This window comes from Cellulomonas sp. Marseille-Q8402, from assembly GCF_965119525.1.
The window spans coordinates 1,834,773-1,848,104 of the sequence record NZ_CBCPLX010000001.1 but is presented as its reverse complement, the minus strand read 5'-3'; the positions used below and the strand labels follow the sequence as shown (position 1 = coordinate 1,848,104).

Below are 13,332 nucleotides of genomic sequence, written 5' to 3'. Positions count from 1 at the left end.
GCGATCAGTGTAGTGATGACAGCCGCTGACATCTGACGTATCGTCTTTGATGTCAGCAACTGACATTACCATCGCACCCGGTCTGCCGGGGTGCGCCTTCAGGAGGGCTTCCCATGCGCGTGTTCGTCACCGGTGCATCCGGCTTCATCGGCTCGGCCGTCGTGCCCGAGCTGCTCGGCGCGGGGCACGACGTCGTCGGCCTCGCCCGGTCCGAGGCCTCCGCCGCGGCGCTCGCGGCGAGCGGGGCCGCCGTCCGGCGCGGGGACCTCGACGACCTCGGCTCGCTGCGCGCCGGGGCCGAGGACGCCGACGCGGTCGTGCACCTCGCGTTCAAGCACGACTTCACCGACTACGCGGGCGCCGGCCGCACCGAGCGCGCAGCCGTCGAGGCGTTCGGCGACGTCCTGGCGGGCTCCGGTCGGCCGCTGCTGCTCGCCGCCGGGATCGCCGGGGTCGCGCCCGGGCGTGTCCTGACGGAGGACCAGCGGTCGCCCGACGCGGGACCCGACGCCCCGCGCGGCGCCAGCGAGGCCCTCGCGCTCGGGCTCGCCGACCGCGGCGTGCGCCCGGTCGCGCTGCGGTTCGCGCCGACCGTGCACGGCACCGGGGACCGCGGGTTCGTCGCCCGGCTGGTGGAGGTCGCCCGCGAGCGCGGGTTCTCCGCCCACGTCGGTGCCGGTGCCAACCGGTGGCCCGCCGTGCACCGCTCCGACGTCGGACGGCTCGTCGCGCTCGCGCTGGAGAAGGCCGAGGCCGGCACGGCCGTGCACGGGGTCGCCGAGGAGGGGGTGCCCACGCGGGACGTCGCTGCGGCGATCGGCGCCGCGCTCGGCGTTCCGGTGCGCTCCGTCGATCCCGCCGACGCGGCTGCGCACTTCGGCTGGATCGGCGGGCTGTTCGCCCTCGACGCGCCGGCGTCCAGCGCGCTCACCCGCGAGCGACTCGGCTGGGAGCCGACCGGGCCGACGCTCCTGGAGGACATCGCGGCGGGGGCGTACCTGCCGGCGACCTGACGCGGGGCGCCCGAGGGGCGGACCGTTCCGGCCGGCGGCGCGCCGCCGTGCGCGCCGGCCGGCCGGTCAGCCCGCGATCCGCCCGTACTCCTCGACGAGGCCGACGAACTCCGTGCGCAACCCGTAGGGGTCCTCCCCGAGCGCGGCTCGGGCGCGGTCGCGGGCGCGGGCCGGGTCCGCTCCGTCGGCGTACTCGGACCCGCTCGCCACCAGGCCGAACTCCGCGACGGCGGAGGCGAACCTGAAGTCGCTGGTGGGGGAGCGCGTGTACGTGTCCGCTCCGGCAGGGACGACGACCTCCGTGCTCTCCGTCGCTCCGGGGTCCTTGTAGCGGACGTGCACCGTCAGGAAGTCGCTGGAGCCCGCCGTCGCGCGGTCCTGGTAGTCGAGGTCGTCGTCACCGTCGGCACCGTCCTCGTCGTCCGCCGGCACCAGCTCGTAGAACGCCGTGACCGAGTGCCCGGCGCCGACGTCTCCGGCGTCCTCGGCGTCGTCGTCGAACTCCTCGTCCTCCAGGCGGCGGTTGTCGTAGCCCAGCAGCCGGTACCGCGAGACGGACGCGGGATTGAGCTCGACCTGGATCTTGAGGTCCTGGGCGACGACGGACATCGTGGAGTCGAACTCGTCGACGAGGACCTTGCGCGCCTCGTCGATGGTGTCGATGTAGGCGTAGTTGCCGTTCCCGTGGTCGGCGATCGCCTCCATCGTGCTGTCCTTGAGGTTGCCCATGCCGAACCCGAGGACCGAGATGTGCACACCGGTGGCGGCGTGCTCCTCGATCAGCCCCGTCAGCTGCTCGGGGGTCGACGGCCCGACGTTGAAGTCCCCGTCGGTCGCCAGGACGACCCGGTTGTTCCCGCCCTCGATGAAGTTCTCGGCCGCGAGCTCGTACGCGGTCTGCAGGCCCGCGGCCCCTCCGGTCGACCCCCCGGCGCGCAGCTCGCGCAGGATCCGCACGAGCTCGTCGCGCTCGCTCCCCGGCACCGAGTCCGCCAGCACCGCGTCGCTGCCGGCGTACGTCACGATCGAGACGGTGTCGTCCTCGTCGAGCTGCTTCACCAGGAGCCCGAACGACTCGGCGAGCAGCGGCAGCTTGTTCGGCTCGTCCATCGACCCGGACACGTCGAGCAGGAAGACGATGTTGTTGCCCCGGCTGGTCGGCACGGCGTCCGTCGCCTGCACGCCGATCATCGCGAGCTGGTGCTCCGGCGCCCACGGCGCGTCGGCGACCTGCGTCGTCACGGTGAACGGGTCGGCCGCGTCCGGCTCGGGGGCCGGGTAGTCGTAGTCGAAGTAGTTGACCAGCTCCTCGATCCGCACGCCCTCCGGCTCGACCCCCTGCGTCAGCTGCCGGCGCATGTTGCTGTAGGACGCGGTGTCGACGTCGGAGGCGAACGTCGACAGCGGGCTGGTCGTCACCTCCTGGAACGGCTGCTCCGGGGAGTCGTCGTACTCCTCCTGCGGCGTGGTCGGGACGTCCCGCCACTCCTCGGGGGCGAGGGCGTCGTGCTGCGCCACCTCCTGCCCGTAGGAGGCGTCGCTCGACCCGCCCGCTCCGCAGGCACCGAGCGCCCCCAGCACCGCCAGCACGGCCGCCGCGGCGACCGCACGCTCCCGTGCGCGCCCCCAGGACCCGGGACGAGCATCCGTCGACCACCGACCGCGCATGTGAGCCTCCATCGTCTGAGGACTGCATGCTCGCGGGTCCGTGACCTGCGGGAACAGCACGGGACGGTCACGCGACCGTACCGGTCTGGTCACGGGGGCCGGCCGGCGACACCGCGGGGGAGGGCGCTCCGGCTACAGCCGCTTCTCGAGCAGCACGACGTCGAGCCAGGACCCGGCGAGCGGACCGTGGCGCATGAACCCGAGCCGCTCACGGGTCCCGACCACCCGGAACCCGGCTGCCGCGTGCAGGGCGAGGCTGGCGGTGTTCTGCGGGAAGACGCCCGACTGGACGGTCCAGACCCCGCCGTCCCGGGCGGAGGCGAAGAGCCCCTGGAGGAGGGTCCGGCCGACGCCCCGGCCGTGCGCCGACGGGTCCACGTAGATCGAGTGCTCGACCACGCCGGAGTACACGCACCGCCCCGAGACCGGGGACACGGCGACCCAGCCGAGCACCGCGTCGCCCTCGCCGAGCGCGACCAGGCGGTGCTCGGGGAGGTGACCGGCGTCGAACTCCGCCCAGCCCGGCACGTCGGACTCGAACGTCGCCAGCCCCGAGTCGATGCCGTGCCGGTAGATGCGCAGGACGGCCTCGGCGTGCGCCTCGGTCATCGGGGCGACCCGCACGTCCGTGCCCGTCGCCGTCACGCGGTCGCCGGTCCCGCCAGGTGCTCCCCGAGGTGCCGGGTGAGCTGCTCCACGGCGCTCGGGACGATCGTGTAGTACGCCCAGACCCCCCGCTTCTCGCGGATCACGAACCCGGCCTCGGTCAGCACCTTGAGGTGGTGGGACACGGTGGGCTGGGACAGCCCGACGGGCTCGGTGAGATCGCAGACGCACGCCTCGCCGCCCTCGTGCGCGGCGATGATCGACAGCAGCCGGAGGCGGGCGGGGTCGGCCAGCGCCTTGAGCGTGCGGGCGGTCCGGTCGGCGTCCTCCGGGGACATCGTGGTGCCGGTGACGGGGCTGCAGCAGGTGGTCGACGCCGCGGTGCCGACGGGGAGCAGGTCCAGGGCCATGACCACATCCTCGCGCAGACATCGACCGTTGTCGATGTTGACAGCCGCCGATGCCTGCTGCCAGTCTCATCGCATCGACGGTGATCGATCCCTTGGAGGAGTCATGGTGCAGGACATCCGTGAGCAGGTCCGGTCCCGGTACGCGCAGGCGGCGGTGCAGGGCAGCGGTGACGCCGGCTGCTGCGGCGGCGGTGGCGGCTGCGGCCCGCAGGACCTGGTGGTCGACGCGCGGTTCGGCGCCACGCTGTACGGCGCCGAGGACGCGGCTGCGGTACCCGCGGAGGCGCTGGCCGCCTCGCTCGGGTGCGGCAACCCGCTGATGGTCGCGGAGCTGCGGGAGGGCGAGCGCGTCCTGGACCTGGGATCGGGCGGCGGGATCGACGTGCTGCTCTCGGCCCGTCGGGTCGGCGGCACCGGCTTCGCGTACGGGGTGGACATGACCGAGGAGATGCTCGACCTCGCCCGCGCGAACGCCGCGAGGGCCGGCGCGGTCAACGTCGAGTTCCGTCAGGGCACGATCGAGGACCTGCCGCTGGACGACGCCACCGTGGACGTCGTGATCTCCAACTGCGTGGTCAACCTGTCGACCGACAAGCCCGCGGTGCTCTCCGAGGCGTTCCGGGTGCTGATGCCCGGTGGCCGCGTCGGCATCTCCGACGTCGTGGCGGAGGACGACCTGACGCCGGAGCAGCGCAGCGAGCGCGGCTCGTACGTCGGCTGCATCGCCGGAGCGCTGTCCCGCAGCGAGTACCTCGACGGGCTGGCGGCGGCGGGGTTCGTCGACGCCGAGGTCCGGTTCACGCACCCCGTCGCCGACGGGATGCACGGCGCGATCGTCCGCGCCCGCAAGCCGGCCGCCGAGGAGGAGTGATGGACGCCAGGTGTAACCCGCACGCGGCACCGGCCTGCTGCCCCGCCTGATCCGCGCGCCGCAGCGGCACCCGCCGCGCGGCGAGCCGGCACCGAGCAGGGCCGCAGCGAGCGCGAGCGGGCCGCGACGGTCGCGCCGGCGGCCGCACCGGGGTCCCGCAGGCCCGGTCCCTATGCTGGCGACGTGGCGCTCACCGAGCTCGTCCCGGTTCCCGGCGGCACGTTCCGCATGGGGTCCGACGCCGGCTATCCCGAGGAGGGACCGGCGCACGACCGCCTCGTCGCGCCGTTCGCGATCGAGCGGCACCCCGTCACCAACGCGCAGTTCGCCGCGTTCGTGGCGGACACCGGGCACGTGACCCTGGCCGAGCGCGACCCCGACCCGGCGGACTTCCCGGACGCCGACCCGGCCGACCTCGTCGCGGGATCGGTGGTGTTCACCCCGACGTCCGGGCCGGTCGACCTGGGCGACTGGCGCCAGTGGTGGCGCTGGCAGCCGGGTGCCTCCTGGCGGGACCCGCGGGGCCCGGGGTCCGGAGTCGAGGAGCTGCCCGACCACCCCGTGGTGCACGTCGCCTACGAGGACGCCGCGGCGTACGCCGCGTGGGCGGGGCGGCGGCTGCCGACCGAGGCCGAGTGGGAGCGCGCGGCGCGCGGCGGGCTGGAGGCCGCGACGTACGCCTGGGGCTCCGAGCCGGCGCCCGGCGGGCAGCGCATGGCCAACACCTGGCTCGGCGCGTTCCCGTACCGGTCGGAGGGGTGGGGCGGGACGTCCCCCGTCGGCGCCTACCCGGCGAACGGGTACGGGCTCCTCGACATGATCGGCAACGTCTGGGAGCGCACGTCCGACGTGTTCACCCCCCGGCACGTCCCTCCGCTCGCCGTCGGGGGCGTGGAGCGCGGGCGGCGCCCGGACCTGCTGTCGTCGACGACGTCCCCCCGGGTGGTGCGGGTGACCAAGGGCGGCTCGCACCTGTGCGCCCCGGAGTACTGCCTCCGGTACCGGCCCGCGGCGCGGTCGCCGCAGAGCGACGACAGCGCCACGTCGCACCTCGGGTTCCGGTGCGCGGCGGACGACCCCGCCGCCGGGTGACGGCACCGCACCGGGGCTGCGGAGTGCGTCTCACCCCGGTGGCGCGTCCCCGTCACGGCCGCGGGGCCGCTGCGCCACCGCGACGAGGCCGGCGCCCAGGAGCACGAGCGCGAGGAGCGCGAGCGGCAGCGCGTCCACGCCCGAGAAGGCCAGGACCTCGCCGGAGGTCCCGCGGTCGTCACCGCCACCTCCGGGGGCGGGCGACGCCGCGTCCCCGACCGCGGTCCACACGCCCTGGGCGTCGTTGTCGGTGGCCGTGGCGTCGGTGTCGGTGCCGATCGTGGGCACGACGAGCGGGCCGAGCGGCTCGACGACCGCGTCCACGACGCCGTCCCCGTCCAGGTCGGCGTCCGGTGCCGGCGCCACGTAGGCCACGTTCCGCACCGTCGACCCGCCCGGTGGTGCGGCGACCATCCGCACGGTGACGGTCAGCGGCGGGCCGGCACCGTCGAGCGGCAGGTCGACCGTGGCCGTGGCGGTGGCCCCCTCGACGACGTAGCCGGCACCCGTCATCGCGACCAGCTCGACCCCGTCGGGGAGCAGCTGGGTGATCGTCCACCCGGCGGGCGCCACGCGTGGGCCGGCGTTCCGGGGCGCGAGGGTCCAGCTCACCAGGTCGCCCGGTCGGACCGGACCGGTGTCGAGGGCCTCGGTGAGGGACAGGTCGATGCACGTCATCGGGTACAGGACGGGTGCCTCGGTGAGCTCGAGCACCTCCGCGCCGCCGCCGTCGTAGGACGGAGCGCCGTCGAGCAGACCGGTCGGCCCGCACGCCGAGCCCCAGTCGTTCGGGTCGTCGTGGTCGCGGGCGTCCACCGCGACCGGTCCGCCGCCCGGGAGCGCCCGCGTGGCCGGGGCGGTGTCGTCGCCCACGACGGCGTTCGGGAAGGTGCGGACGGCCGTGGTGCCCCGGGGAAAGGTGTTGCCCGTGACCAGCACGTCGTCGCGCAGCGTGCGGCGGGCGGCCGTCGCGTCGCCCGGGTCCGCCGTCCCCACCTGGAGCCACGTCCCGCCGCCGGTGAAGACGTTGCCGGCGATCACGACGTCGGAGGACGAGGACGACCCGGGGTCGGCCCCGTCGGCCCACAGCGGTGCGACCGTGATCGCGGCGGCGCCGGGGCTGCCGGTCTGCTCGACGGCGTTGTCCGCGACCAGCAGGCCGTGCGCGGGGCCCGCGGTCACGAAGTCCTGCTGCCCGCTGACGGTGTTGCGCTCGATCCGCACGCGGGTGGTGCCCTGCAGCACCTGGATGCCCGCGTCGTTCCCGGCCATGACGGTGTCGTGCACCGCGATGTCGTGGCTGATGCCGTCGTCGGGGTCGGTGACGACGAGCAGCCCGACCGCCGAGACCCCGGTGAACGTCGTCGCGCTGATGTCCAGGTTCGCGACGCTGCGGCCGTAGAAGCCGTACTCGACCACGCCCGCGACCGACGCGTCGGTCACGTCCGAGCCGTCGGTGCCGGAGTAGAAGAACCCGTACGAGCCGGCGTCGATCGAGGCGCGGTCGACGTCGACGTCCTGCGACCCGTACGCGCGCAGGATCGCCGCGCCGGTGACCGACGTCGGGCCCGCGCGGCCGGTCACCTCGACGTCCTGGGCGCGGACGCCCACGGACAGGTGGATGACCAGCGCGGCACCGGTGAGCTCGGCCGTGACCCGGGAGATCGTGGCGTTCCGCACCCCGAGCAGGTAGACGCCGCTGGAGGCGCCCGGTGCGCCGTCGACCACGAGGTCGGAGATCGCGATGTCGACCCGGTCCGAGACCGGGTCGACGGTGGACTGCGAGCCGATGGCGTACAGGAAGCCGGTGGCGGTCACGTCCGCGACGGTGACGCGGCCGGCGTTCACCAGGTTGATGCCGGTCCCCGCCGGCCCCCAGGTGCCGTTGTCCAGCACCGCGCCGGTGACGACCGCACCCTGGGTCGAGCCGAGGGTGATCCCGCCGAAGGCCGTGATCCGGGGACGGGTGATCGTGGGCCCGGTCCCCGTGTTGGTCGCGTGGGTGGTGATGCCGTACATCGCGCCCGCGATCGTGGGCCGGTCGATCACCACCCCGCTCGCGAGCAGGACGAGGACGCCGGTGGACTGGGCGGCGCCGGCCAGCGTGATCACCGCGTCGGTGACCCGCGCGCCGGTCGTGGCCCCGAGCGCGATCCCCTCGCGGCTGCTGCCGTCGACGACGACGCCGGTGATCGCCGGCCCGGCGCCGGTCGCCGTCGGCGCGCTGCCGATGCCGCGGGCGAAGCCCCGCACGGTGACCGCGTCGACGACCGCTCCGGTCGACCGGGCCAGGTCCACGCCGGTGCCGGCACCCGCCGGCCCGGTGACCTCGACGCCGCGCACCTGCGGCGCGGTCGCGGTGCCGAGCGAGAGACCGGAGGTGGTGGCCGCGATGCTGCCGCCGTCCACGACGATGCCGCTCGCGGTGGACGCGGCGGTGGCGGTGACCCCCGTGCTCACGCCGGTGATCGCGGCGTCGGCGAGCGTGGCGGCGCCCGTCGTCAGGTTGACGCCGTACGACGAGGCCTGCCCCGCGCCGTCCACGTCCAGCCCGTCGAGGACGACGCCGGTCACGCCTGCCCCGAGCTGCACCCCCGTGGGCCGCAGCACCGGGGTCGGGTTGCGGATCGTGAGGCCGGACAGCACCGCTCCCGACGTCGTGACGGTGACGACCGCGCCCGTGCTCGCGGCACCGACGACGACGTCGTCCGCCAGGGCCAGGCCGCCGCCGGTCACGGTGATCCGGGTGTAGAGCACCGACGGGGCGCTGCTGGCGAGCGTCACGGCTCGCGGGACCGTGATCGCGCCCGTGAACGCGTAGCCGCCGGGGTCGAACGACACCGTGCCGCCCGCCGGGGCGGAGGTCACGGCCGCCTGGAGCGTCAGCAGCGCGTCGTCGGCCGGGCGCTGGTCCGGAGTGCCGGCCCACGCGATCGGCACGGTGTTCGCGTCCGGCACGATGGCGGGCGAGGCAAGCGGGGGCATCGCGACGACGCTGTCGTCGGGGACCGGTGGTGGCTGCTCGAGGCCGGGCGGCGTCGTCGGGTCCGCGGGGGGTGGCGGGTCACCGGTGTCGGTGGTGTCCGGCGGCGACGCCGCCACGGCTGGAGGCGCGATCGGCAGGACGACGGCACCGGCCAGGAGCGCGGCGATGCCGAGCACGGCGGTGCCTCTCCGCATCGGGGCCCCCTGCCGCCGGCGTGGTCCAGGACTGCCGACGATGCCACCGCGTGCCGCACGGCTCCTCACCCGCGCGGCATGATCAGCCCATGACGCTCACCACCTTCCTCCTCGCACGGATCGCCGAGGACGAGCGCACGGCCGAGCGCGCGCTGACCGATGCCGGGCGCAGCCCCCGGCAGCACGTCCCCGGTCGGCAGGTCGACGCGGGCCCGGCCCTGGCGGAGCTCGCCGACCCGGCGCGGGTGCTGGTCGAGTGCCGGGTCAAGCGGCAGGTCGTGGTCCTCGCCGACGAGGCGACCGGCCTCGACCAGACGGTCGACATGGAGCGCGAGGCGGACTCGCGCCACGACAGCGGGATCCACTACGTCGGCGACCGCATCCTGCGGGCGATGGCCTCGGTGTACGCGGGCCACCCGGAGTTCGACCCGGCGTGGGCAGCGTGACCTCGCTCCTCCACCGGGCGGCGTAGAGTGAGAAGCAGCCCGGTGTCGAGGGCCTCTTCGTGAGGTGACGACCCGGATCCAGCATCGGAGGGCGTCATGCCCGTCCAGAACGCTCCGGAATCCTCGTCACCTCGCGGCCGTGAATCTCACGGTGGCGGCCGCGCCCGCAGCTCGGGCACCCGGGCCAGCGCGGCATGGTTCGGCATCTGCGTCGGCGTGCTGCTGCTCATCGCGCTGGTCGTGTTCATGCTGCAGAACACCGGCCCGGTGGCGGTCTCGTTCCTCGGGATGAGCGGGACGGCGCCCTTGGCGCTCGCCCTCCTCATCTCCGGACTCGCCGTCGGGCTGGTCGTGCTGATGTCGGGGGCCCTGCGCATCGGGCAGCTCCGGCGACGGATGAGCAGCGGCTCGACCGCGGCGCGACGATGAGCGCCCGGTCCGCCCGCGGCGCCGCCGTCGACGGCGGCGAGGAGCAGCTGCGGCTGACGTCGGTGCTGTCGGGCGGGCTGCCCGCGACGCTCGGCACCCCGGACGCCCCGACGCTCTACACGGTGCCCGCCGTGTTCTCGCGCCAGGTGAGCGGCGCTGAGCGGCTGGCGATCCAGGCGCCCGAGAGCGTGCGGCGGCTCGCGGACGCCGGGTACCCGAGGGTCACGCTCGACGTGGCCGACCGGCGTCTGCTCATCGGCAGCACCAACCTGGACCAGCTGCGCGGCGGGTTGGCGCACGAGCTCGCCGAGCTGCTGCGCGACATCGACCGCACGCTCGCGGACCAGCGCGAACGGCGTGAGGCCGAGGCGCTCGTCGCGCGGTCCACGGAGGCCGACCGGGCCGCGGACGTCCAGGACCTCGTCGACGAGATCCGGTTCGCGTGATCCCGAGCGGCGCGACGGGGCGGGGTGGTGGCACCGGCGGGTCGGACGACGGCGGCGACCTGCACCCGAGGCTGCGGGCGTGGGCCCGGGGGCTCTTCCCGCTGGAGGCCGCGACCGAGCTGCTGATCCGTGCGGGCTTCGCGCGTGCCCAGGACCCGTGGGTCCGGCGGGAGCCGTCCGACGCGAACCCGTCCGACGCGGTGTGGATCGACTTCGCGGCCGTGTCGGCGTTCGTCGAGCCGATGTCCGCGGGGGAGCGGCGGGTGCTGCTGTTCGCCGCCTCGCTGTCCGGCGTCGACGACGCTCCCGCGATCCGGCTCGGGGAGATGATGTCGGTCGAGCCGCGCCGGCTCGCGCTCCTGGTCGCTGCGCTCGCCCACGCCGGGGGACGGCGCGACGTGTGGTGGACGGCGCCCGCGGCCCCCTCCTGACGGCCATCAGAGCGCGGCGATCCCGTCTCCGAGCATCTTCGCGCCGATCACGAGCAGCAGGACCGCCATGATGGCCGCGTTGTTCTGCACCATCCAGGTCTTCAGGTCGTCCAGCAGCCCGGCCGCCCGCGGCCCGGTCGCGAGGTAGACCACGAGCGGGGTGGCGACGCCGAGCGACGCCACGACCACGAAGACCCCCAGCGCGACGAGCCGGCCGGCGGTGTCGGTGGTCGCCGCGGCGATCGACGCGGCACCCGACACCACGAGCAGGAAGTTCTTCGGGTTCACGACGCCGAGCAGGACGGCCAGCCCGAACGCCTTCACCGGGGTGAACGACTCGATCGCCTGCATCCACCCGGGGACCGGCGGCACCGCCCCGCCGCGGGGACGTCCCCGCCAGCTCCGCACCGCCACCAGCAGGAGCAGGACGCCCAGCAGGAGCTTCACGACCGCCAGCCACGTCGGGGTCCCGTCGGCGTCGCCGGACACCGCACCCGCCAGCAGCACCACGACGGTGCCGAGCGCCGCGATCCCGAGGACCCAGCCGAGCAGGAACCCGGCCGCGTTCGAGCGGGCACGCGGCGTGACGAGCATCAGCACGACCGCGACGACCGGCATCGGGCTGACCAGCACGCCGACGGCGACGGGCAGCGACTGGCCGATCGCCTCACCCACGGTCGAGGACCCGGTGGCCGGGCGTCAGACGTTCTCGTCGAAGGCGGCCCGGAGCCTCTGCTCCTCGTCCTCGGACAGGTTGGTGTGGATCAGCTCGCCGTGGACGCCCTGCTCCTTGAGCGCGTCGATGACGCGGTCGGTCACGGCGCCGGACGACAGCACGAACAGCGCCGAGGTGCCGGGCGTGACCTTGCTGCGGACTGAGTCGATGAAGTCGTCGTCGATGCCGACGTCGGTGAGCGCCCCGCCCAGGGCACCGGCGGCCGCGCCGATCGCGGCGCCCAGGAGCGGCACGAAGAACAGCAGGCCGAACAGCATCCCCCAGAACGTCCCGCCGAGGGCACCCGCAGCGGTGAGGTTGTTCGCCTGCCGGGTCTTCGGCTTCTTGCGGTCCGGCTCCCACGACACCGTGGCGGCGTCGTGCACCTGGATGAGCTCCTGCTTCTGCAGCGCGAGCAGGGCCTGCTCGGCCTGGTCCGCGCCGCCGGGGGTCTCGAACTTCCACGCGCTGAGTGTCGCCATCGTCGTCTCCTCGTCACCGGTCCGTCCGTGCCTGGTCAGCGTCGCCGCCGGGACGCCGGGCCACCTCACCCGGACGAGGTGACTGCGACCCCGTCGGCGGCGCGCGGTCCGGGCGGCGCGCTCGTCCCTCACGGGTGAGGCGCGGTCCGGGGGTGCGGGAGACGGTCGGACCGGCGGGCCGGCCGGCTGGCCGACGATGACCGCGAGGGGTGCGACATGGAGCACGACGGGCTGCACGACCTGGCGACGGAGGGATACGTGTACGCGTTCCCGCTGGTCTTCGACCTGGACCAGGTGCTCCGCTACGCCACCACCGGGGTGGGCTCGGTGCCCGGCGCCCGGTGGAACACCTTCGGGCACGCGCGGCAGCTGGCTGGACCTGCCGACACGTTCGTGACGATCAACAACGACACGCTGTACTCCATGGCGCAGGTCGACGTCGGGTCGGGGCCGGTGCGGCTCAGCGTCCCGGACACCGCCGGGCGCTACTACGTGCTCCAGATGGTCGACGCCTGGACGGACAACTTCGCCTACGTCGGCAAGCGCGCCACGGGGACGGCGGCCGGCACGTTCCTGCTCGTGGCGCCGGACTGGGACGGGCCCGACCTCGGCGACGCCACGGTGATCCGGTTCCCGACCCGCGTCGCGTCGATCGTCGGGCGCTGGGCGGTGGCCGGTGCCGAGGACCTGCCGGCGGTGCACGCGCTGCAGGACGCCACCACGCTCACCCCGGTAGCGGGTGACAGTGGCCCGGCGGCGGGCGTCCCCGAGGTGCCGGGCACCGGCGACGCGGCCCTCGACTTCTGGGAGCGGTACCGGGTCTGGTCCCGCGCGTTCCCGCCCGCGGCGCGGGACCGCGGCCGGCAGGAGGCCCTGGCGCCGCTCGGGCTGACCGGTGACGTCCCCGTGGGTGAGCTCGACCCCGAGCTGCGGGACGCGCTCCGCAAGGGCCACGACGCCGGGCGGGCCCTGGTCGCCTCGACGCTGACCTCCGGGCACAGCCCGGTGGTGAACGGCTGGCACCTGACCCTGCACGCCTTCGACTACAACGCCGACTTCTTCGAGGTGGGCGCGGTCGACGACCCGGCCTTCATCATCGACGACCCCCGGCTCCGCGTCGTCGAGCGCGCTGCGGCGGCGCTGGGCGGCCTGTGGGGGAACCACGCCTACGAGGCCGCGTACGTGATGACCTACGTCGACGACCGGGGGGAGCCGCTGTCGGGCGAGCTGACGTACACGCTGACGTTGTCGCCGCCGCCGCCCGTCGACGGGTTCTGGTCGGTGACCATGTACGACGTCCCCGACTTCTTCCTGGTCGGCAACGAGATCGACCGGTACTCCGTCGGCGACAGGACCCCCGGGCTGGTGCGCGACCCCGACGGCGGCGTCACCCTCACCATGAGCCGCGCCCGGCCCGCCGACGTCGCGAACTGGCTGCCGGCACCCTCGGGTGCGTTCCGTCCCGTGCTGCGCATGTATGTCCCCGGGCCGGCGGTGCTCGACGGCAGCTACCGGCTGCCCCCGGTCGTCCGCGTCTGACCGG

At 74.8% G+C, this 13,332-nt stretch carries 14 protein-coding genes; 8 read left to right on the top strand and 6 right to left on the bottom strand.

The genetic code is table 11. The features are described 5' to 3' along the window. The first annotated feature begins 113 nt into the window (after positions 1 to 113). Positions 114 to 1,013, top strand: coding sequence for an SDR family oxidoreductase (locus ACWPWW_RS08415; protein WP_454049867.1), 900 nt, complete (start codon positions 114 to 116; stop codon positions 1,011 to 1,013). 66 nt (positions 1,014 to 1,079) lie between these two features. Here the strand turns inward: ACWPWW_RS08415 and ACWPWW_RS08410 are convergent, their stop codons facing one another. The 3 genes from ACWPWW_RS08410 to ACWPWW_RS08400 form a co-directional block, all read right to left on the bottom strand. Beyond that, entirely contained in the window at positions 1,080 to 2,681 is a 1,602-nt protein-coding gene (locus ACWPWW_RS08410) for a vWA domain-containing protein (RefSeq protein ID WP_454049866.1), read from the bottom strand. 132 nt (positions 2,682 to 2,813) lie between these two features. Continuing rightward, positions 2,814 to 3,290 carry an N-acetyltransferase family protein gene (locus ACWPWW_RS08405; RefSeq protein ID WP_454049865.1) on the bottom strand — a complete coding sequence of 159 codons (477 nt, stop codon included), beginning with the start codon at positions 3,288 to 3,290 and terminating at the stop codon, positions 2,814 to 2,816. Between the two features lie 32 nt (positions 3,291 to 3,322). Beyond that, positions 3,323 to 3,697, bottom strand: a complete 375-nt coding sequence (locus tag ACWPWW_RS08400; protein WP_454049864.1) for an ArsR/SmtB family transcription factor — start codon at positions 3,695 to 3,697, stop codon at positions 3,323 to 3,325. Between the two features lie 103 nt (positions 3,698 to 3,800). Between ACWPWW_RS08400 and arsM the strand changes: the two genes are divergently transcribed. Both arsM and ACWPWW_RS08390 read left to right on the top strand, forming a co-directional pair. Further along, positions 3,801 to 4,568: an arsenite methyltransferase gene (arsM, locus tag ACWPWW_RS08395; protein WP_454049863.1), complete on the top strand. Its 768-nt coding sequence runs from the start codon at positions 3,801 to 3,803 to the stop codon at positions 4,566 to 4,568. A gap of 228 nt (positions 4,569 to 4,796) precedes the next feature. Further along, a complete protein-coding gene (locus ACWPWW_RS08390) occupies positions 4,797 to 5,660 on the top strand; it encodes a formylglycine-generating enzyme family protein (RefSeq protein ID WP_454050423.1) in 864 nt (287 codons plus the stop codon). A 30-nt stretch (positions 5,661 to 5,690) separates the two neighbouring features. On the opposite strand, the gene ACWPWW_RS08385 is transcribed toward ACWPWW_RS08390, so the two are convergent. Continuing rightward, on the bottom strand, positions 5,691 to 8,840 hold the full coding sequence (locus ACWPWW_RS08385; protein ID WP_454049862.1) for a beta strand repeat-containing protein: 3,150 nt from the start codon (positions 8,838 to 8,840) through the stop codon (positions 5,691 to 5,693). An 89-nt stretch (positions 8,841 to 8,929) separates the two neighbouring features. Between ACWPWW_RS08385 and ACWPWW_RS08380 the strand changes: the two genes are divergently transcribed. From ACWPWW_RS08380 to ACWPWW_RS08365, 4 genes are all read left to right on the top strand, one after another. After that, on the top strand, positions 8,930 to 9,286 hold the full coding sequence (locus ACWPWW_RS08380) for a DUF6221 family protein (protein ID WP_454049861.1): 357 nt from the start codon (positions 8,930 to 8,932) through the stop codon (positions 9,284 to 9,286). A 216-nt stretch (positions 9,287 to 9,502) separates the two neighbouring features. Further along, on the top strand, positions 9,503 to 9,715 hold the full coding sequence (locus ACWPWW_RS08375) for a DUF1049 domain-containing protein (protein WP_454049860.1): 213 nt from the start codon (positions 9,503 to 9,505) through the stop codon (positions 9,713 to 9,715). Next, positions 9,712 to 10,161, top strand: a complete 450-nt coding sequence (locus ACWPWW_RS08370; RefSeq protein WP_454049859.1) for a hypothetical protein — start codon at positions 9,712 to 9,714, stop codon at positions 10,159 to 10,161. Before ACWPWW_RS08375 ends, ACWPWW_RS08370 begins: the two co-directional genes overlap by 4 nt. Then, positions 10,158 to 10,592, top strand: coding sequence for a hypothetical protein (locus tag ACWPWW_RS08365; RefSeq protein ID WP_454049858.1), 435 nt, complete (start codon positions 10,158 to 10,160; stop codon positions 10,590 to 10,592). Before ACWPWW_RS08370 ends, ACWPWW_RS08365 begins: the two co-directional genes overlap by 4 nt. Positions 10,593 to 10,598: 6 nt before the next feature. Here the strand turns inward: ACWPWW_RS08365 and ACWPWW_RS08360 are convergent, their stop codons facing one another. After that, complete coding sequence (locus ACWPWW_RS08360) at positions 10,599 to 11,267, bottom strand: GAP family protein (RefSeq protein ID WP_454049857.1); 669 nt, start codon at positions 11,265 to 11,267, stop codon at positions 10,599 to 10,601. 24 nt (positions 11,268 to 11,291) lie between these two features. Further along, entirely contained in the window at positions 11,292 to 11,789 is a 498-nt protein-coding gene (locus ACWPWW_RS08355) for a DUF1269 domain-containing protein (protein ID WP_454049856.1), read from the bottom strand. Positions 11,790 to 12,005: 216 nt separating this feature from the next. On the opposite strand from ACWPWW_RS08355, the gene ACWPWW_RS08350 reads away from it, so the two are divergent. Next, positions 12,006 to 13,328, top strand: a complete 1,323-nt coding sequence (locus tag ACWPWW_RS08350; protein WP_454049855.1) for a DUF1254 domain-containing protein — start codon at positions 12,006 to 12,008, stop codon at positions 13,326 to 13,328. The last annotated feature ends 4 nt before the right edge of the window (positions 13,329 to 13,332 follow it).